General features: G+C 71.0%; 23 protein-coding genes. 9 read left to right on the top strand and 14 right to left on the bottom strand.

The window, feature by feature from the left end; genetic code table 11:
* Window positions 1-16: 16 nt before the first annotated feature.
* From ACFSNB_RS14620 to ACFSNB_RS14600, 5 genes are all read left to right on the top strand, one after another.
* The gene (locus tag ACFSNB_RS14620) at window positions 17-1,063 is read left to right on the top strand and encodes a hypothetical protein (protein WP_377317853.1); all 1,047 of its coding nucleotides are present in this window, start codon (window positions 17-19) and stop codon (window positions 1,061-1,063) included.
* Between the two features lie 171 nt (window positions 1,064-1,234).
* Complete coding sequence (locus ACFSNB_RS14615) at window positions 1,235-2,554, top strand: ATP-binding protein (RefSeq protein ID WP_377317851.1); 1,320 nt, start codon at window positions 1,235-1,237, stop codon at window positions 2,552-2,554.
* On the top strand, window positions 2,551-3,669 hold the full coding sequence (gene hisC / locus ACFSNB_RS14610; RefSeq protein ID WP_377317849.1) for a histidinol-phosphate transaminase: 1,119 nt from the start codon (window positions 2,551-2,553) through the stop codon (window positions 3,667-3,669). The genes ACFSNB_RS14615 and hisC overlap by 4 nt, the downstream gene beginning before the upstream one ends.
* A 147-nt stretch (window positions 3,670-3,816) precedes the next feature.
* Window positions 3,817-4,830: an aldo/keto reductase gene (locus tag ACFSNB_RS14605; protein WP_377317847.1), complete on the top strand. Its 1,014-nt coding sequence runs from the start codon at window positions 3,817-3,819 to the stop codon at window positions 4,828-4,830.
* Between the two features lie 301 nt (window positions 4,831-5,131).
* Window positions 5,132-5,539, top strand: coding sequence for a hypothetical protein (locus ACFSNB_RS14600; protein ID WP_377317845.1), 408 nt, complete (start codon window positions 5,132-5,134; stop codon window positions 5,537-5,539).
* A 9-nt stretch (window positions 5,540-5,548) separates the two neighbouring features.
* Here the strand turns inward: ACFSNB_RS14600 and ACFSNB_RS14595 are convergent, their stop codons facing one another.
* The 4 genes from ACFSNB_RS14595 to ACFSNB_RS14580 all read right to left on the bottom strand — a co-directional run bounded on the left by ACFSNB_RS14595 (window position 5,549) and on the right by ACFSNB_RS14580 (window position 7,240).
* Window positions 5,549-5,902, bottom strand: a complete 354-nt coding sequence (locus ACFSNB_RS14595; protein WP_377317843.1) for a PilZ domain-containing protein — start codon at window positions 5,900-5,902, stop codon at window positions 5,549-5,551.
* Window positions 5,903-6,054: 152 nt separating this feature from the next.
* A complete protein-coding gene (locus ACFSNB_RS14590; RefSeq protein ID WP_377317841.1) occupies window positions 6,055-6,462 on the bottom strand; it encodes a dihydroneopterin aldolase in 408 nt (135 codons plus the stop codon).
* 41 nt (window positions 6,463-6,503) lie between these two features.
* Window positions 6,504-7,031, bottom strand: a complete 528-nt coding sequence (gene folK, locus ACFSNB_RS14585) for a 2-amino-4-hydroxy-6-hydroxymethyldihydropteridine diphosphokinase (RefSeq protein ID WP_377317839.1) — start codon at window positions 7,029-7,031, stop codon at window positions 6,504-6,506.
* 2 nt (window positions 7,032-7,033) lie between these two features.
* Window positions 7,034-7,240, bottom strand: coding sequence for a YdcH family protein (locus tag ACFSNB_RS14580; protein WP_377317837.1), 207 nt, complete (start codon window positions 7,238-7,240; stop codon window positions 7,034-7,036).
* A 218-nt stretch (window positions 7,241-7,458) separates the two neighbouring features.
* On the opposite strand from ACFSNB_RS14580, the gene ACFSNB_RS14575 reads away from it, so the two are divergent.
* Both ACFSNB_RS14575 and ACFSNB_RS14570 read left to right on the top strand, forming a co-directional pair.
* Window positions 7,459-8,553 carry an ATP-dependent 6-phosphofructokinase gene (locus ACFSNB_RS14575; RefSeq protein WP_377317835.1) on the top strand — a complete coding sequence of 365 codons (1,095 nt, stop codon included), beginning with the start codon at window positions 7,459-7,461 and terminating at the stop codon, window positions 8,551-8,553.
* Window positions 8,553-8,942, top strand: a complete 390-nt coding sequence (locus ACFSNB_RS14570; protein WP_377317833.1) for a protease inhibitor I42 family protein — start codon at window positions 8,553-8,555, stop codon at window positions 8,940-8,942. Before ACFSNB_RS14575 ends, ACFSNB_RS14570 begins: the two co-directional genes overlap by 1 nt.
* Window positions 8,943-8,964: 22 nt before the next feature.
* Here the strand turns inward: ACFSNB_RS14570 and ACFSNB_RS14565 are convergent, their stop codons facing one another.
* On the bottom strand, window positions 8,965-9,471 hold the full coding sequence (locus tag ACFSNB_RS14565; protein ID WP_377317831.1) for a ferritin-like domain-containing protein: 507 nt from the start codon (window positions 9,469-9,471) through the stop codon (window positions 8,965-8,967).
* A gap of 175 nt (window positions 9,472-9,646) precedes the next feature.
* Between ACFSNB_RS14565 and ACFSNB_RS14560 the strand changes: the two genes are divergently transcribed.
* Both ACFSNB_RS14560 and ACFSNB_RS14555 read left to right on the top strand, forming a co-directional pair.
* Window positions 9,647-11,152, top strand: coding sequence for a leucyl aminopeptidase (locus tag ACFSNB_RS14560; protein WP_377317829.1), 1,506 nt, complete (start codon window positions 9,647-9,649; stop codon window positions 11,150-11,152).
* Between the two features lie 4 nt (window positions 11,153-11,156).
* Window positions 11,157-12,626: a leucyl aminopeptidase gene (locus ACFSNB_RS14555; protein ID WP_377317827.1), complete on the top strand. Its 1,470-nt coding sequence runs from the start codon at window positions 11,157-11,159 to the stop codon at window positions 12,624-12,626.
* Between the two features lie 159 nt (window positions 12,627-12,785).
* Here the strand turns inward: ACFSNB_RS14555 and ACFSNB_RS14550 are convergent, their stop codons facing one another.
* The 9 genes from ACFSNB_RS14550 to ACFSNB_RS14510 all read right to left on the bottom strand — a co-directional run.
* A complete protein-coding gene (locus ACFSNB_RS14550) occupies window positions 12,786-14,051 on the bottom strand; it encodes a protein kinase family protein (RefSeq protein WP_377317825.1) in 1,266 nt (421 codons plus the stop codon).
* Window positions 14,052-14,056: 5 nt separating this feature from the next.
* Window positions 14,057-14,764: a hypothetical protein gene (locus tag ACFSNB_RS14545; protein ID WP_377317823.1), complete on the bottom strand. Its 708-nt coding sequence runs from the start codon at window positions 14,762-14,764 to the stop codon at window positions 14,057-14,059.
* Window positions 14,765-14,875: 111 nt separating this feature from the next.
* Window positions 14,876-15,709 (bottom strand): vWA domain-containing protein, encoded by an 834-nt coding sequence (locus tag ACFSNB_RS14540; protein WP_377317821.1) that lies wholly within the window; start codon window positions 15,707-15,709, stop codon window positions 14,876-14,878.
* Between the two features lie 150 nt (window positions 15,710-15,859).
* Window positions 15,860-16,315, bottom strand: a complete 456-nt coding sequence (locus ACFSNB_RS14535) for a hypothetical protein (RefSeq protein ID WP_377317819.1) — start codon at window positions 16,313-16,315, stop codon at window positions 15,860-15,862.
* Window positions 16,316-16,545: 230 nt separating this feature from the next.
* On the bottom strand, window positions 16,546-17,364 hold the full coding sequence (locus tag ACFSNB_RS14530) for a hypothetical protein (RefSeq protein WP_377317817.1): 819 nt from the start codon (window positions 17,362-17,364) through the stop codon (window positions 16,546-16,548).
* Window positions 17,364-17,654: a hypothetical protein gene (locus ACFSNB_RS14525; protein WP_377317815.1), complete on the bottom strand. Its 291-nt coding sequence runs from the start codon at window positions 17,652-17,654 to the stop codon at window positions 17,364-17,366. Before ACFSNB_RS14525 ends, ACFSNB_RS14530 begins: the two co-directional genes overlap by 1 nt.
* A gap of 3 nt (window positions 17,655-17,657) precedes the next feature.
* Window positions 17,658-18,122 (bottom strand): hypothetical protein, encoded by a 465-nt coding sequence (locus tag ACFSNB_RS14520; protein WP_377317813.1) that lies wholly within the window; start codon window positions 18,120-18,122, stop codon window positions 17,658-17,660.
* A 57-nt stretch (window positions 18,123-18,179) separates the two neighbouring features.
* Window positions 18,180-18,533: a hypothetical protein gene (locus ACFSNB_RS14515; protein WP_377317811.1), complete on the bottom strand. Its 354-nt coding sequence runs from the start codon at window positions 18,531-18,533 to the stop codon at window positions 18,180-18,182.
* 272 nt (window positions 18,534-18,805) lie between these two features.
* A partial coding sequence (locus ACFSNB_RS14510; protein ID WP_465264568.1) for an EF-Tu C-terminal domain-related protein occupies window positions 18,806-18,960 on the bottom strand: 155 nt, incomplete at its 5' end.

The raw sequence follows: 18,960 nt of genomic DNA, 5'->3' as shown, positions 1-18,960 counted from the left end.
CGGGGCGACAGTGGCGATGACCGCCCGCGCCGCGGCGATCGCCGCGATCCGTGCCGGCTGGCGCCAGATCGCCCCCGGCCAACCCTACGAAATCGACCGCCTGCGCCCGGAGGATGCACCCGGGGTAAGTCAGTTGATCGCCACGATCTACGACGACAAGTACCCGCTCGACGATTATTACGACCCGGCGCGGATCATCGCCCTCAACGCCGCCGGCGACATGATGACCCTGGTCGGGCGGACCCCGGCCGGCGACGTGGTGCTCCAGGGGGCGCTGTGGCGCACCTCCGCCCCCAACCCCCACCTCTACGAATGCGGCCAGGTGGTGGTGCTGCCGGATTATCGCGGCCAGCGCACCTCCGAGGAGCTCAGCCGGCGCTTCCTGGCCCTGGGCGAACGCGATCCCGCGGTGCATGCCCTGTTCGGCGAGGCGGTGACCAACCACACCGCCACCCAGCGGGCCTGCGGGCTGTGGGGCGGAATCGCCACCGCGGCCGAACTGTCGCTGATGCCGGACGGGGCCTATGCCGGCGAGGGCGCCGCCGGCCGCCGGGTCGGCTGCGTGCTGATGCCGAAGGTCCTGCGCGACCATCGCCGCGCGCTGCATCTGCCGTCGCGCCACCACGACCTGCTGGCGCCGCTGGTGAGCGGGGCCGGGCTCGACCGCGCCGTCGTTTTCGGCGAGGGCACCGCCCCGGCGACGGCGGAGAGCGATTTCACCGTGCAGGATTTCGGCGCCGCCGGCACCATCCGCTGCCATGTCGGCACGATCGGCCGCGACTTTCCGGCCCGGCTCGACGCCGTCGCCGCCGGGCGGTCCGCGCCGCCGGCGCTGATCGAACTGTTCCTCGCCGCCGACAGCGCCGCCGCCCCCTGGGCCTATCTCGAGGCGCGGCGCCGGGGCTTCCGCCTCGCCGGGCTGATGCCGCTGTGGTTCGGCGCCGACGCCCTGGTCGCCCAGAAACTGGCCACGCCGCCCGACCCGACCGGCATCCACCTGCTGACCCCGCAGATCGAGGCGCTGTGGCGGGCGATCGAGGCCGACGCCCGCGCCCCCGACTGAGTCGGCGCCGTCCTTTCCGTCCCCTGCGGGGCTGCCGCCCCGCTCCCCGCCTGGAGGCGAGCGCCTCCAGACCTCCCCTGTTTTCAGGAAGGGAATCAAAAGGGGGGGAGCGATGGACAGGCCGGCGGCGTCTCCCGATAATCCCCGTCCCGCCCCGTTCCAAGGAGCCCGATGATGCCCCCTGCCGCAACACCCTCGCCCGAGGACGGCGGCGGGGTCTCGCTGTCGCTGCCGGCCGCGCCGGCCTTCGTCGCCCCCGCCGCCCATCTGGTCGAGGGAATCGGCGCCGCCTTCGGCATGCCGGCCGAGACCGCGCGCGCCCTGGCGCTGGCGAGCGAGGAGGTGATCGCCTTCGTCGCCGGCCAGTCGGCTCCGGGCGGTCGGGTCACCTTGAGCTGCCACGACCGGCGCTATCGGATGAGTGTCGAGATTTCGCTGCCCGCCGCCGGGTTCGACCCGCGGATGTTCAACCTGACCCAGGCGGTGTCGCCCGAGGCCGGAGCGGAGGATCTCGACCATCTCGGCCTGCTGCTGGCGGCGCGGATGGTCGATGAATTCGCCTTCGTCCGCGACGGCGGGCGGATCCGCCTGCTGCTGCACAAGCTGCGTCCCTATCCCCGCCTCGCCCCGGCCGAAACCGCCCCACCGGCGCCGGACCTGGCGGCGGCGTGGCGGCTGGCCCCGGCGACGCCCGAGCGGCTCGACCTGCTCGCCCGTCTCGCCGCCGGCCCGGCGGCGCCGGGCTTCCTGGCCCAGCCGGGGCGGCTGGCCGACATGGTGGCGGCGGGCGACCTCGACGGGCTGGTCGCCCAGACCGCCGACGGCGCGGTGCTGGGCGGGGCGTTGTGGCAGCCGAGCGGACGGATCGCCGAGCTGTTCGGCCCGTGGCGTGCCGCCGGCGCCCCGGCCGGGATCGAGACCGCCCTGGTCGAGGCCGGCCTGATCGCGCTGGCGCGCGGCCCGGCGCTCGGGGTGATCAACCGCGCCCCCGGCCCCGACTTCCCCGCCGACTGGTTCGAACGCCTGGGCAGCCTCGCCACCGCCGGCGGAACGCGGCCGGTGCTGTTCCGCCAGTTGCACGAGGATCCCGGCGCGGTGAGCTGGGCCGGGCCGGAGCTGACCCCGTTCCTCGCCGCGCATTACGCCGCGCTCGGCCTGCCGCGCCGGCTGGTCGCCCCGGCCGAGGGCGGCCCGGGCGGCCCCAGTTCGGTGCTGAGCGCGGTCACCCGCCGCGCGGAGGGCCGTGCCGTGCTGCGCCCGGCCCTGCCGGGCGCCGACTGCGCCGACAACATCGCCCGCCATTGCCGCCACCTCGAACGCTCGGGCTTCGCCGACCTGCAATGCGAACTCGACCTCGGCCAGGGCTGGCAGGCCGGATTCGTCCCCGGCCTGCTCGCCGCCGGCTTCGTCCCCCGCTTCGTCATTCCCCATGGCGGCGAGGGCGACCTGCTGGTGTTGCAGCGCCCCGCCCCGGCGGAGCGCGGGCGATGACCATCGGGTTCGACCTCGACCGGCTGATCCCGCCCTACGTCAAGAGCTTCGAGGCCTACCGCCCCAGTCCGCCCGACACCGAACTGTGCCGGCTGTACGGGATCGAGCGGCTGCACCGGCTGCACAACAACGAGAACCCGCTGGGGCCGCCCCCGGCCGCCCGCGCCGTGCTGGCCGGCTTCGATCCGGCCCGGGCCGCCCTGTATCCGAGCGGCGACAGCTTCGACCTGCGCGCCGCGCTGGCCCGGCGCTGGCGGGTCGATCCCGACCAGATCATCGTCGGCAACGGCGCCAACGAGGTGATCGCCTTCGCGATCAAGGCGTTCTGTCAAAGCGGCGACAGCATCGTCACCGCCGACCGCACCTTCGCCGTGGCCGAATGGATCGCGCGGTTTTCCGGGATCGAGGCCCGGCTGGTGCCACTCAGCGACGACCGCTTCGACGCCGGGGCGATGCTGGCGGCGATCGAGCCCGGCACCCGGATCCTGTTCGTCTGCAACCCCAACAACCCGACCGGCACCTACTGGACCGCCGCCGAGACCGAGGACTTCCTCGCCCGCGTCGGCGGCCGGGCGATCGTGGTGCTCGACGAGGCCTATGCCGAATACATGGACCGGCCGGACTATCCCGACAGCCGGGCCCTGCTCGACCGCCATGACAATCTGGTGATCTTCCGCACCTTCTCGAAGGCCTACGGACTGGCCGGGCTGCGGATCGGCTACCTGCTGGGCAGCCCGGCGGTGGTCGAGGCGATCCGCCGCACCGCGATCGTCTATTCGGTCAACGGCCCGGGGCAGGCGGCGGCGCTGGCGGCGGTCGAGGACGGCGACGACCATCTGGTCCGCTCGCGCGCCACCGCGCGGGCGGCGCGGACGGTGATGGAGGCCGGGCTGGCCCGGCTCGGCCTCGAGGTCAAGTCGCATCACGGCAATTTCCTGATGGCCCGCCTGCCGATCGGCGACACCCTGGCCCAGCGCCGCCTGATGCGGCAGGGCTTTTCGATCCGGCCGATGACCGCGTTCCGCTATCCCAACTGGATCCGGATCACCCTGGCCACGCCCGAGCTGATGGAGACGTTCCTGGCCGCCCTGACCGGCGTGCTGGCGCGCCGATGAGCCCGAGGGAACGATGGCGGGCGCTGGTGGCGGTCGGACTGGTCCTGGCCACGCCGCTCGACGGATCGGACGCCGCGCCGCGCTTGCCCGTCCGCCCCCCGCGGCGCATCCTGGCCCGTGGCACGATGGCAAAGAGGGAGATCGCTCATGTCGCACGACGCCTTGCCCACCCGGCCGCTGGGGCGGACCGGGATGGCGGTGACCCGGGTCGGCTTCGGCGCCTGGGCGATCGGCGGCGCGGATTGGGCGTTCGGCTGGGGCGCCCAGGACGACCGCGACTCGGTGGCGGCGATCCGCCACGCGGTCGAACGCGGGGTCAACTGGATCGACACCGCCGCGATCTACGGCCTCGGCCATTCCGAGGAGATCGTGCGCGAAGCCCTGGCTGGGCTGCCGGCCAGCCGGCGGCCCTACGTCTTCACCAAGGGCGGGCTGGTGTGGGATCCGGCCAACCCGGGCGGAATGCCGCAACGGGTGGGCGCGGCGGCCAGCCTGCGCCGCGAGGTCGAGGCCTCGCTGCGGCGGCTGGGGGTCGAGCGGATCGACCTCTACCAGATGCACTGGCCGGCCCATGACGGCACCCCGCTTGAGGAATACTGGCAGACCCTGCTCGACCTCAAGCGCGCGGGGCTGGTCGGCGCGGTCGGCCTGTCCAACCACGATGCGACCCAACTGGAAATCGCCGAGCGGATCGGCCCGGTCGATACCCTCCAGCCGCCCTTCTCGGCGATCGATCGCGGCGCGGCGGCGGCGGAGCTGCCCTGGTGCCAACGCCACGAGACCGGGGTGATCGTCTACAGCCCGATGCAGTCCGGCCTGCTCAGCGGCGGCTTCAGCGCCGCCCGCGCCGCCGCCCTGCCCGCCAATGACTGGCGGGCGCGTTCGGCCGATTTCCGCGACCCGGCGCTCGGCCGCAACCTCGCCCTGGCCGAGGCGCTGCGCCCGATCGCCGCCCGCCACGGCACCAGCGTCGCCGCGGTGGCGGTGGCCTGGGTGGTCGGCTGCCCCGGCGTCACCGCCGCGATCGTCGGCGCCCGCAGCCCGGCCCAGGTCGATGGCTGGCTCGACGCCGCCCGGCTGGAGCTGACCCCGGCCAACCGCGCCGAGATCGCCGCCGCGATCCGCGCCACCGGGGCCGGCTCCGGGCCGATCCCGGACTGATTGACCGATCCCCGCTTGGGGCGATGCCCCACCCCCCCCTTTGATTCCCTTCATCAAAAACAGGGGAGGTCTGGAGGCGGAGGCCTCCAGGCGGGGCGCGGGGCGGCAGCCCCGCCTTGGCCAAGACCCCGACCGCCGAATCACAATCCAGGGTTCAATGTCCAACGCTTTTTCCGCCTGACGGCGGTCGCCCCTTAAACCGATCGTCCGGTTTGACCTCGGGCGAAGGCCTGAGTATTTTTTACCTACCGGGAGGGTCGGGCGGAAAAGCGAAGCGGGGCAGATCATGTTTCGGTGGAACATGTCGTTGGAAACCGGCATCGACACGGTCGATCACGGCCGGCGGGCGTTGATCGATGCGATGGCCGACTTCTTCCGCATCCTCGACGACCCGCTGCTCGACCATGCGATGGTCGCCGAGCGCACCGGGGCGGTGTTCCTGGCGATGAAGGCCGCCTTCGCGGCCGAGGACGCCTTTTTCGCCGCGCGCGGACTCAATGCCGAGGCCCATCAGGCCCGCCATGGCGCGCTGATCCTGGCCTATGTCGATCTGTGCAAGAAGGTGGTGCCGAAGATCAAGAATCTGAAGCAGGCGCAGCAGATCTGCCTCGAGATCTACCGCATCATCGACGGCAGCCTGTACGGCCACCTCAAGGACGAGGTGCAGGAATACCGCGCCCTGCTGCGCGACCGCCCGCAGGTGGCCTGACCGCCGGGCTCAGGCCGGCACGACCTCGCCGGGCTGAAGGCGGAATTCCTTGGTCATCAGCAGGGCGATGTCGTCGAGCGACAGATGCAGCTGGAAGCGACAGCCGGCCAGATCGCCCCGCACCCACAGCACCGACGAGGCGAAACGCCGGTCGTCCAGGCTGAGGACGTGCAGATCGCGCGGCTGGGGCGACAGCGCGGCCAGGATGTCGGGATCGGGATCGAACCGCAGCTTGTAGCCGCCGCGCGAGGCATCGACCATCGTCACCGGCCTTTCCCCCGCCGGGGTCAGCAGAATGCCGGCGGAACCGCAGGAAAGACGGGTCCAGTGGCGCGACTCCGGGCCGGAGAAATGCAGGCTCATCTCGCCTCCTCGCCGTTGCGTCGTGATGCCATCCCGGGTTGCAGGGTACGCGGGAACGCGCAGCCTGTCCAGATCGCCGGGAAGACAGCCCGGCACGAGCCGGGGCGGGCCGAGCCCGCCCCCCCCGTCAGAGGCGCTTGCCGGCCGGCGGCTCAGGGGCAGCGGTGGCGTTCGATCTCGATCCCGACCGAGGCGGCCTCGGCATAGACGTCGAGCTTCTCGACCCGGATCCGGGCCCGTTCGACCCGCTCGTCCTCAAGGCAGAGGGCGGCGATCTTCTCGGCCAGGGTTTCGACCAGATTGATGTGGCCTTCGCCGGCGAGACGGCGGATCCCGTCGATCACGTCTTCGTAGGACACCACGTTGGCGATGTCGTCATCGGTCGGGCCGGCCTGTTCAAGCACGCCCATCTCGACATTGATCCGCACCCGCTGCGGCGCCAGCCGCTCGTGGGGGTGGATGCCGATCGAGAATTTCAACACCAGATCGCGGACAACGATGGTGTACAGCCGTTGCGCCGTGGTGGCGCCTTGGGATTCGACGGGGCAATGAAACGTCACGATAGGGACCCTTTCCCCGGCCGGAGTGCCGGGACGCGAGGTCATAGCGCGGCGGCGGAAGCCGGCGCAAGCGATTCCAGCGGCCCGAGGCGGCGGACCGCGCCGCCATCCTCGCCGAGCGCGGCCAGCAGGGCGGCGACGTCGCGGCCGAGGCCGGGCGGGATCAATCCGGGCGCGATCTCGGCCAGCGGCGCCAGCACGAAGCGGCGCTCGGCCAGCCGGGGATGCGGCAGGGTCAGCACCGGATCCGCGCACACCACCGCGCCGAGGCAAAGGATGTCGATGTCGATCAGGCGCGGCCCGTAGCGGACCGAGGCGACCCGGCCGAGATCGTGTTCGATCCGCTTCAGCCGGGCCAGCAACGCATGGCCGTCGAGCCCGGTCTCGCCCGCCAGGGTCAGATTGAGGAAGGCGGGCTGGTCGAGCACATGCAGCGGCGCGGTCTCCCACACCGAGGACAAGGCGGTGACGCGGAGATCATCGGCCAGCGCCGCCAGCGCCGCCCGCAGGTTGGCGGCGCGGTCGCCGAGATTGGTGCCGAGACAGAGATGAACCGGTCGCAGGGTCATGATCAGGCGATGATGTCGGGAATCAGCAGGTTTTCGAGTCCACAGATCTCGTCCTTGAGCGCCAGCTTGCGCTTCTTCAGCCGTTGCAGGCGGAGCTGGTCGAACGGCATCATCCGCGGCGCGCTGGCAATCAGGTCGTCAAGTTGTCGGTGTTCGGTCTTGAGATCGGCAAGCCGCTGTCGCACGTCGTCGAGATTGTCGTCACTCATGGGCGGATGACACCGTTAAAGCCAGCTTAACCAAAACCGCGCAGACTTCCGCCGCCGAGGCTGGGAACACGGCTCCGTCCGGGGGCACCGTCACGTGCCGGCCCCGGTGGCGCCGCGCGCCTCCCGTTCCGCCTCGGGGGAAGAATCGCGCTGGCGAGGGTAGCAGAACGCGTCTGAAAACGGTATGGGTAAGGTCGGTTCTCGAGGGAGCGGACGGAATGGCGGTCAAGCGGATCGGGATTCTCACCAGCGGCGGCGATTGCGCCGGGCTCAATGCGGCGTTGCGGGCGGTGGTCCATCGCGCGATCCGGACCTATGGCTGGCGGGTGTTCGGCATCCGCGACGGCAGCATGGGCCTGATGACCCGCCCGCTCAATTACGTCGAATTCGACCTGTCGCTGGTCACCGGCGACATGCTGCGCCTGGGCGGCACCATCCTCGGCACCGTCAACAAGGGCGACCCGTTCCACTACCCGATGCCCGACGGCAGCTTCCGCGACCGCTCGGCCGAGTTCGTCGAGGGCTACCGCGAACTGGGGATCGAGGCGCTGGTGGTGATCGGCGGCGACGGCTCGATGAGGATCCTCAACCAGCTGTGCCGGCTGGGCGGGATCCCGATGGTCGGCATCCCCAAGACGATCGACAACGACGTCGCCCAGACCGACTACGCCATCGGCTTTCCCACCGCGCTCGACGTCGCCGGCGAGGCGATCGACCGCCTCGCCCCCACCGCCGCCAGCCATCACCGGGTGATGATCCTTGAGGTGATGGGGCGCGATGTCGGCCACATCGCCATCAATGCCGGCGTCGCCGGCGGCGCCGACGTGATCCTGATCCCCGAGATCCCCTACAGCCTCGACGGCATCGCCGCCAGGATCGCCGCCGTCCGCGCCGAGGGCCGCAACCACGCCCTGCTGGTGGTGGCCGAGGGCTGCAAGACCGAATCCGGCGAGCCGGTCTCGACCATCCAGGCCGGGGGTGAGGTGCGCTATGGCGGCATCGGCCATTACCTCGCCGCCAAGCTGGCCGAGCTGGTCCAGGCCGAAACCCGCGTCACCGTGCTGGGCCATGTCCAGCGCGGCGGCATGCCGTCGATGCGCGACCGCGTCGTCGCCTCGGCCTTCGGCGTCCATGCCGTCGATCTGATTGCCGCCGGCAAGCTCGGGCGGATGGTGGCGTGGCAGCACGGCCAGGTCGGCGACGTGCCGCTCAGCGACGTCGCCGGCATCACCCGCGCGGTCGATCCCTACGGCCCGCTGGCCCAGACCGCGCGCGGCCTCGGCATCTATATCGGCGAACTCCCGGTCGGGTGATGCGGCGGGCGGCGGCCTTCCTGCTGTCCGCCCTGCTCGCCGCCGGCTGCGCCGACGCCCCGGCGCCGCTGCGGCTGGACGAGGGCGATGACGGCCGCACCCTGGCCGTGCCGGTCGGCACCGTGATCGAACTGCGTCTGGAGGAACGCGCCGGCACCGGCTACAGCTGGGCGGCCGAGCCCTCCCCGCTGACCCCGCTCGGGGTCAGCCACGAGGCCCCGTCCCGCCCGCCCGGGCTGGTCGGCGGACCCGTGACGGTGATCTTCCGCTACCGGGTCGATGCGGCCGGGCCGGCGCGGCTCGGCCTCAAACAATGGCGGGTGTGGCTGGGCGAACCGTCGGTGATCCGCCGCGTCACCGTGACGATCGACGGCCAGCCCCTCCCCTGACCCCGGCGGAGGATCGGGCCGTTCAGTCGGCGACGATCGCCTCGTCGTCGTCCTGGTCCCAGTCGCCGTCGGGCGGCGGCACCCGCTCCAGCCAGCGTTCCAGTTCGGCGACATGGGCGGCTTCCTCCTCGGCCATCTCGGCGGCGAGGCGGCGCAGCTCGCCATTGGCGCCGTCCTTGGCCCGCGCCGCGTAGAAATCGCGGCCACGCCGTTCGTTATCGAGGGCGAAGGACAGCGCGTGGTGGGGAGTCATGCGGTAATGGGTCCCCTCGATCGCGCCGACCTCGGGCGGCTCGAAGGTGTTCCAGCGATATTGCCAGGATTTCAGCACCGGCAGATCGTGGCGGGCGGCGCGCTCGGCCACCGATTCGGCATGGCGGCGGGAAAAGGCCGCCATCTGGCGGAACAATTCGGCCACCGCCGGGTTGTTGTGAATCTCCATCGTGTCGGCCAGCTCGTCATAGCGGTCGGCCGCCTCGTTCTCCATCGCCAGGGCGTGGGCGAGAAAAGTGGCTACCTCGGTGGTCATCGGGCGATCCTCCCTGCGCACCTGCCTGTCGGTCGAGTATGCCCGACCCCCGGAGCAAGGCCAACGCCCTGCGCGCGCCCCTCCCTCCCGCCGCGGCCATCGTGACAGCGGGCCGCGTCCGGGCTAGAGTGAGGGAACCGAATTCTTCCAAGTCCTTTCCCCCGCGAGGAAATCCATGAAGATCGCCTTTTCCAAGCCGTCGCACCCCACTGCCGGCGCGCTGGTCGTCGCCGTCGCCGAGGGCGGGCAGCTCCCGCCGGCCGCCCAGGCGCTCGACGCCGCGACCCAGGGCGGCCTCGGCCGCGCCATCGCCGCCGGCCGGTTCGAAGGCAAGGCGAACCAGACCCTGACCCTGCTCGCCCCCGCCGGTCTCGAGGTGTCGCGGCTGCTGCTGGTCGGGATCGGCAAGGCCAAATCGTTCGACGCCCTGGCCGCCCAGGCGCTGGGCGGCAACGCCGTCGCCGCCCTGCTGAGCGCCGGCGACGCCGAGGCCGCGGTGATCATCGACACCGTGCCGGGCGTGACCCTCGACGCCGCCGAGATCGCCGCCCACGCCGCCTTCGGCGCCCGCCGCCGCGCCTACCGCTTCGACAAGTACCGCACCAAGGAAAAGAAGGAAGACAAGCCGACCCTCAAGAAGCTGAGCTTCCAGGTCGAGCCGCCGGCCGAGGCCAAGACCGCCTATGCCCGGCTGGAAGCGGTGGCCGAGGCGATCGACTTCACCCGCGATCTGGTCACCGAGCCCGCCAACGTCATCACCCCCGAGACCCTGGCCGAGCAGGCCAAGACCCTGGCCGCGCTGGGGGTCGAGATCGAGGTGCTCGACGAGAAGGCGATGCGCAAGCTCGGCATGGGGGCGCTGCTCGGGGTCGGCCAGGGCTCGGAGCACGAATCCCGGCTGGTGGTGATGCGCTGGCAGGGCGCGGCCGATCCCAAGGCCGCCCCGGTCGCCTTCATCGGCAAGGGCGTCACCTTCGATTCCGGCGGGATCTCGATCAAGCCGTCGGCCGGAATGGAAGAGATGAAGTGGGACATGGCCGGGGCCGCCACCGTGATCGGCACCCTGCGCGCCCTCGCCGCCCGCAAGGCCCGGGTCAACGCCGTCGGCGTGGTCGGGCTGGTCGAGAACATGCCGTCGGGCAGCGCCCAGCGTCCCGGCGACGTGGTGACCTCGATGTCGGGCCAGACCATCGAGGTGATCAACACCGACGCCGAGGGCCGCCTGGTCCTGGCCGACGCGCTGTGGTACACCCAGGACCGCTTCAAGCCGAAATTCATGGTCGATCTCGCCACCCTGACCGGGGCGATCGTCATTTCGCTCGGCCATGAATATGCCGGCCTGTTCGCCAGCGACGACCGGCTGGCCGAGCGCCTGACCGCCGCCGGCAAGGCGGTGGGCGAGCCGCTGTGGCGGCTGCCGCTGGGCGAGGCCTACGACAAGCAGATCAAGTCGGACATCGCCGACATGAAGAATGTCGGCGGGCGCGAGGGCGGCTCGATCACCGCCGCCCAGTTCCTCAAACGCTTCACCAACGAGGTGGCCTGGGCCCATCTCGACATCGCCGGCACCGCCTGGAGCAAGAAGGACACCGCCACCTGCCCGAAGGGCGCCACCGCCTTCGGCGTCGCCCTGCTCGATCGGCTGGTCGCCGATCATTACGAGGACAAGGGGAGCAAGTAGGCGGGTGATCCGGGTCGCCTTCGCCCCGCCGGCCGCCGCCCTGCCCGCCGGCACCGTCGTTCTCGGCTGCCGGCGCCGCCGGCGGCCGGGTCCGGCGCTGGCCGCCCTCGACCGGGACGGCCGGCTGCTCCGCGCCCTCAAGGCCGCCGGCTTCGACGGCGACAGCGGCGAGGCCGAACTGTTCCGCCTGCCGCCGGGCGGGCTCGACGCGCTGGTGGTGCTCGGCCTCGGCGGCCGCCACCCCAAGGCCCCCGACTGGCGCGAGGCCGGCGGCGCCCTGCTCGACGCGCTCGACGAATCCGGCGCGGCCAGCGCCACCGCCTGCCTCGACCTGCCGGCGGCGGCGGCGGCCGAGTTGGGCTACGGGCTGGTGCTGAAGGGCTATCGCCCGCTGCGCACCTACCGCACCCGGCGCGATCCCGACGACGAGGACGACCGCGAGCCGGTACTGACCGCGGTGACGATCACCACCGACGATCCCGACGCGGCGGCGCGGCTGTTTGCGGCGCGGCAGGCGGTGGCCGAGGGGGTGTTCCTCGCCCGCGACCTGACCGACGAGCCGGGCAACCGGCTCGGCCCGGAGGAATTCGCCCAGCACGCCCGCCGGCTGGAGACGCTGGGGGTCGAGGTCAGCGTGCTCGACGAGGCGGCGCTGGCCGAGGCCGGACTCAATCTGCTGCTGGCGGTCGGGCGCGGCAGCGAACGGCCGCCCCGGCTGGTGCTGCTGCGCTGGGCCGGCGCCGACGAGCCGCCGCTGGTGCTGGTCGGCAAGGGCATCACCTTCGATTCGGGCGGGATCTCGATCAAGGCCGACGATGACGAGATGGACGCGATGAAGGCCGACATGGCCGGCGCCGCCGCCGTGCTGGGGGCGCTGCGGGCGGTGGCCGGGCGCCGCGCCGCCGCCCATGTCGTCGGGGTGCTGGCCCTGGCCGAGAACATGCCGTCGGGCCGGGCCCAGCGCCCGGGCGACGTCTGGAGCTCGGCCGCCGGCCTGACCGTCGAGGTGATCGACACCGACGCCGAGGGGCGGCTGGTGCTGGCCGACGCCCTGGCCTATGCCGCCCGCCGCTTCGCCCCGCGCGCGATGATCGACATCGCCACCCTGACCGGCACGGTCGAGGAGGTGCTGGGCGATTTCCATGCCGGGCTCTACGCCAATGACGACCGGCTGGCGCGGCGGCTGCTGAAGCTCGGCCGGCACGAGGCCGAGCCGTTGTGGCGGCTGCCGATCACCGAATCCTGCGACGAGGACCTCAAATCGGCGATCGCCGATCTGCGCCACTGCGCCTGGGACGACGTGCCCGACAATGACGACGCCGCCCGCTTCCTGTGGCACTTCGTCCCCGAAGGCGTAGCCTGGGCCCATATCGACATGGCCGGCAAGGAATTCGCCGACGACGAGGATCCGCTCTGCCCGGAAGGCACCACCGGCTTCGGGGTGCGGCTGTTCGACGCCCTGGCCGGGGGATGAGGGGCAAGGTTGCGCGGGCGCTGCCCGCGACCCGCCGGGGCGATGCCCCGGACCCCCTTGATTTTCATCGATAAAAAAAGAGGGGTTCGGGGAGCTTGCTCCCCGAGCGGGCCGGCGGGCGGCAGCCCGCCTCACCTGTGCATGTTTGCGCGCAGAGCCTCAGCCGATCTTGCTGCCCCACCATTTGCGCAGCGACGACAGCGCCTTGACGGCGAGATCGGTGGCGGTGGGCGGTTCCTCGGGCAGATGGGGTTCGATGTGGCGGGCGGCGACCTCCAGCGCGGCCTGCCCGCCCTTGCGCGCGCCGAGCCACAGCAACTGGGCGGCGACGCCGGCCACCACCAGCCATTGCGGCACCGCGTCCTCGCGGGTGCCGGGCGGCTGATAGAGCGGGCCCTGCGGCTCGCCGGTGTCGATCAGCACCTCGGGCGGCAACGGCTCGGTCGGAGTCCGTTGCAGCTCTTCCAGCAGCAGCTGGTTGGCGGTCTTGGCCGGCCCCTGCGGCCGGGTCGGGCGCGGCGGCGGCGGCGGCGGGGCCGGGCGGATGCCGACGAAATCCTCCAGCGTCGGCAGATCAACCGGGGGACGGCCGCACAGGGCGGCGAATTTCTCGACGTCCTTGGCCAGCGAGCGGATCCCGCGCAGCTCGGCGAACAGGCGCGAGCCGGCCGGGTCGAGGAAATCGCTGGCACAGAACAGGATGTTCTCGCCGTTGGCGTAGCGCGGGAACAGCCGGGGGTCGATCGCCAGGGCGCGCAGGCTGAGATCAAGCACGATGAAGGAGAAGCGGTCCATCTCCGGCCCGAAATGGGCGGCGGCGCGCTGGGGGTGCTGGAAATGGCGGTGGCCGAGTTCGGCGCCCTGGCCCAGGTCGAGTCCGGGGACGAACATCCCGTCGTAATCGATCAGCTTGACGCCGCGATCCTGCACCAGGATGTTGCCGTTCTGGAGGTCGCCATGGGCCAGTCCGGCCTCGCGCAACTGCTTCTCCAGCGCGCGCAGCCGGGTCAGCAGGGTGTTGATCGCCGATTTGCGGCGGTGGTTGCGCTCCAGCCAGATCCCGAGCGGGGTGCCGTTGACCCACTCCATCTTGACCAGCGGGAAGTCGGCGCCGCGCACCCGGATCCCGGCCGGCTGGAACTCGAAGCCGACGAACGGGGCGAACGGCCCGGCCAGCGGCGCCAGCGCGGCGCCGATATGGGCATAGCGCCGTTCCAGATCGGGCGCCTCGCGGTGGAAGCAGCGCACGGCGTAGGTCCGCCTGCCGTGGCTGAGGGCATAGGTGACGACGAAGCCGCCGCCATAAGCCTGGGGCAGGCCGCGCTCGTTGCGGGCCACTGTCGCCTGTTGCAGCACCGGGTCGGTGAAGGCCAGATGCGGGGCCTGGACCGCGTCGTTATAGGTATCGGGCGAGGGATAGGCCATCGCGCCTAGCCCAGCACCAGCAGGGTGCAATCGTCGCGCCGCATCCGCTTGCCCACCCGTTCCTCATGGACCAGATCGGCGAAGGCCTCGGCCGAGGCGAGCCCGAGCAGGCGATCGAGCCGCTCGTCCGGGTCGGCCAGCAGCCAAGCGCCGAGTGCGTCGGTCATCAGCAGCACGCGTGGATTGACCGTGCCCTTCAGGCCCCATTCCGCCGTCATCGCCTGGAGGGTGGCCGGCCGCAGCAGCGCCTCGTTGCGCTCGGGCCGGGTCGAGAGCAGCATCGGCCGCGCCGCGAATTGTTCGGCGGTCTCATAGGGGAACGAGGCCACCAGCCGGCCGGACGACACCAGCACCGCCAGCGAATCCCCCACCGCCAGCAGCCGCACCCGTTCCTCCGGCCGCGACACCGACAAACCGAGCAGGGTGGCGAACGAGCCGCGATCGAACGCCGCCTGGGCGCTCCACGACATCGCCTCGCGGTCGAAGCCGGCATTGTATTCAGCGATCGCCGCCGCCAGCCAGTCCGGCCCCAACTCGGGATGGGCGATGAAGCGCCGCACCAGCACCCGGGCCCAGGCGGCCGAATGATAGGATTCGCTGGCGCCGTCGCTGATGGCGTAGAGACCGCGCTGCGGCCAGCAGCAGGCGGCGTCCTCGTTCTCCTGGGGTGCCGTTTCCAGCTTGGGCACCTGGGCCTCGAACAACGGCCGCATCAGGCCCTCCTCCGCTCCGGCCGGCCTCGGGTCGGCCCGCTTCGCCCCCGCCGCCGCGCCGCGCGAGGCGGCGGATGCCGCCGCCCCCCGCCGTCTGCTCACCCCCGGCGCCTAACGCAGGTTGGCGGCCTGGGTGCCGATCTCGAAGAAATCGACGATTTCCTCGATGTTGGCCTTGTAGCCGAAGAAGCGCGAATCCGCCTCGGCGTCGTGGCCCTTGGCCTGCGCCGCCGGCAGCAGGTGGGGCGGGAACACGCTCGACATGCGGTACAGCATCTTCGAATAGGAATCCGGCAGGCCGCGCTCGGTCGCCGGGAACAGCACCGCCGAGCCGCTGGTGCGGTCGATGTGCAGATTGAACAGCAGCGCGGTGCCGTCGCCGGTGGCGATCTGCTTCAGTCCGTCGGCGACGCGCGAGGGATCGCCATCGGTGGACTGGCCGTCGGTGACGTGGATGATCGTCGGCGGATAGGAATTGGGGTGGGCGTCGCACCACGCCACCAGCACCTCGGCCGCCTTGTGCAGCGCCTCGCACATCGGGGTGCCGCCCTGGTTGACCGGCTCGAACCACACCGGGAACTTGACCGACACCTCGACCAGACCGCCGGCGCCGTCGCTGACCTTCTTGGTCTTCTCGTCAACGCGCAGCACGTTGGCCTCGATCTCCGACAGCGGGTGGATGATCCCGCCGGCCAGGGCGCCACGGAAACCGCTGCCGACCCCGGCCCCGCCATAGGCGATCACGCCGACGTCGAAGTAATTGCGCACGCCGTCGGCGCGGGTGCTGCGAATTACCAGCTGGTACAGGGTCTTGTTGAGAACGTTGGCGACGAATTCCGCCTTGGATTCCCCCGACTCAAGGATTTCATCCATCGAGCCGGACTGGTCGATCACGAACAGGAAGCAGGTCGGATTGGCGCGGCTGATATCGGCGGTATAAGGCATGAGGTCCCCCGGACTGAAACGCGGCGCAGTGTAGCATCGTTGCCTGCGCCGGAAAAAGCGGCCGTCCCCCAGGCGATTGAGCGCCGCCCGGGGTGCCGCGCGCGGCGGCCGGCGACCGGATCGGGGCCGGCCAGCCGCCAGACGGAGCGGTCAGGGATGGCCGCGGAACAGACCGACCAGGATCACCACCGCGACCGACACCACCCCCACCACGATCAGGGTGCGCATGTGCCCGCCGGTGCCGGTGTTGATCTTGCCGGCGGCGGCGCGGTCGGTGTTGCCGATCACCACTTCGGTCTTGCCGATCGAGCTGCTCTGGGAATGCTGGATGGTGGCGTGGGCCCCGGCCTGGGTGGCCTTGGCGGTCTGGTCGGTGAAGGAGCTGAGGGCGGCGTCGAGCGCGGTGACGTCGAGCTTCATCTCGGCCGCCTTGACCTGAACCGCCACCATGCCGTTGGCGTGCTGGCGCTTGATGTCGGCGATCTGGGCGTCGTTCATCCCGCTCAGGTCGATCAGGTCGTTCTGCGCGAGATTGAGAGCGCGTTCGGCCGGGACATTGCTAACCGGCTCGACGCTCTGCAATTCCCGTCCCGTAGCCTCAGACATTCAAATAACCCCCGAACCTGTATTTGAGCCGGCGGCGATTATGCCGCGCGGGATGGGCTCAGACAAGCCGGCCCCACGCCGGCGGCGGCCCCCGGGCCGGACCGGCCGGCCGCAGCGGGAACGCCGCATGCTTTACCCTGGATTCGTCCGGCTGTCACGAGCGCGGCGCGGGGAGACGGGCTCGACGAGAGGGCCGAAAGGCGCCGCGAACCCTGAGGGAAAGAGAACACCTAGAACAGCAGGACCTTCAGCCGGGTGCCGAGTTCGGCCAGCAGCGACCAGACCGGCTGGCGCGACAGGATGAACGACACCACCACCGTGCCGACCAGCAGGCGCAGCCAGGTGTGCTGGCTTTCGCGGCTGATGATCTGTTCCGGGCCGGGCTCGATCACCTTGCGGCCGAGGCTGCGATCGACCGAGACCACCACGGTATGCTTGTTGATCTTCAGTTCGGTGCGGGCCAGCAGGGTGATGTCGGGATGCTCGCGCACCTGCCGTTGCAGCACCGGCACCTCAAGGCTCAGCTTTTCCTTGGCCAGCGCCTTCTGGACCTGCCGGGAATGGTTGAGCAGCTTTTCCTTGACCTTGACGTCGCCCGACGACAGCCAGTGGATCCGGTGCGGGACCGTCTCCTCCATCTCGTAGGGCACCACCACCTGATCGAGCCGGGCATGGACCATCTCGACCAGATCCTCGACGTCGGCATGCGGGCCGATGACGTATTCGTGGCGCGAGGCGGGACCGAAATGCAGCCAGATCCGCTCGGCCAGCTGGAACTTCATCGGCAGCGGCATCACCGGCGGCAGCAGGTCGAACAACCGGCGGATCACCGTGCCCGACATCCGCGCCGAGCCCGCCCGCCATTTCGGCAGGGTCTGCCGGGCATAGCTTTCGGCCTGCGGGCTGTAACGCTTGCCGTATTCCTTCAGCAGCTGGTCGAGCTGCTCGCGGTCGAGCGAGAAGAAGTAGGCTTTGACATCGGCATCGAGTCCCTCGAAATCCCGAGAGAACTCGTGGGCTTCCTGGATATGACGACGAGCCAGGGCCATCATCCCCCCCGCAACAGGCGCAAGAGTTTGGCAAATACCCCGTCGCGACCGAGGCGCACCTCGATCGAGACCCGATAACCATCCCCCTCCAGCAGCCGATCGGCAACCATCTTCTGCACGTGGGGGATCTGCATCTGCTCCTGGAACTGGAGCAGCGCGCTTTCAACCTGCTCCTCGAGCAGGGCGGCGGTGACCTGCGGCAGGCCCGCCGCCCCGAGCGCGGCGCGGAAACGCACCACCTCGCGGGCGGCGTCCTGGGGCCGGCGCAAGACGATGTCGCGCCGGAACATCCGCTAGCGTCCCATCACCGTGGTGGCGAGGATCACCACCACCGCCACCGCGCCGACGATCCACAGGATGTAACGGCCGAACAGGTCCTTGAAATTGGAGAAGCGGCCGGCGGCGGCGCGCTCGGTGTTGCCGATCACCACCTCGGTCCGGCCCAGCGCGCTGGTCTGCGAGTGCTGGATGGTGGCATGGGCGCCGGCCTGGCTGGCCTTGGCGGTCTGGTCGGTGAAGGAGGTCAGCGCCGCGTCGAGCGCGGAGACGTCGAGCTTCATCTCGGCCGCCTTGACCTGGAGCGCGACCATCCCGTCGGCATGCTGGCGCTTGATCAGGGCCACCTGATCCTCGTTGAGCCCACTGAGGTCGAGCTGCTCGCTCTGCGCCAGACTCAGCGCCCGTTCCGCCGGCACCGCCGGCAGCGCGGCCGAACCCGCCGCGTCGCTGTCCGCCTCGCGCTCACCCTTTTCCGACATTACCCCTCCGCGTCCTGAATGGTCTGGGCGAGCCCCCCTTCGGGCCCGCGCGACCCGTTACGAGTTCGACGGCGCCTTGGCGACGACACCCCGAACCTTCTTGACCGCGGCATAGCCGGCCAGCCCGCCCAGCACCAGGCCGAGCACGGCCAGACAGAGCGCGCTCGATACCGGCGTGCCGAGCACGCTGATCTCGACCAGCGGCGACAGCACGATGCCGCCCGCCCCCACCGCCAGCGCGGTCACGGTCGAGGTCTTGATCTCACTGGAAGACCGGGCAAAGGCCAGGGTGCCACGGCCGGTCAGGCGGACGATCCACCGCGACAGCTTCAGCAGCATCAGCGTCAGCCAGCGCATCGCCTTGGCCGTCACTCGGGAAAAGCCCGCGATTCCCCGTACCACTCCGCCCATTCCAGCATCCCCCGTCCGGTTGGATGCAGGATATTAGACACCCCGCCGGCCCGAGGCAAGATGGCTTGAAGGCGGGCTCCGCCCGCACCCAGCCCCGGGCCGCAAGGCCCTTGGATCCCATTGGTTGTCCGTCACGCACCCGACCATCGACGGGTTCCAAGGGCCCCCGGCCCGGGGCCGGGCGCGGGCGGAGCCCGCACAACGAAAACGCCCGGAGCCTTACGGCTCCGGGCGTTCCGGATACGGTATCGAGGCGTTGGCCCGGGGGCCGACTACTCGACGATCTTGGCGACGACGCCGGCGCCGACGGTACGCCCGCCTTCACGGATAGCGAAACGCAGACCTTCGTCCATGGCGATCGGGCAGATCAGATGGACTTCCATCGACACGTTGTCGCCCGGCATCACCATCTCGGTGCCTTCCGGCA

This window comes from Phaeospirillum tilakii (assembly GCF_042683125.1).
Lineage (GTDB): Bacteria > Pseudomonadota > Alphaproteobacteria > Rhodospirillales > Magnetospirillaceae > Phaeospirillum > Phaeospirillum tilakii.
This window is presented reverse-complemented; position numbering and strand designations above follow the sequence as displayed.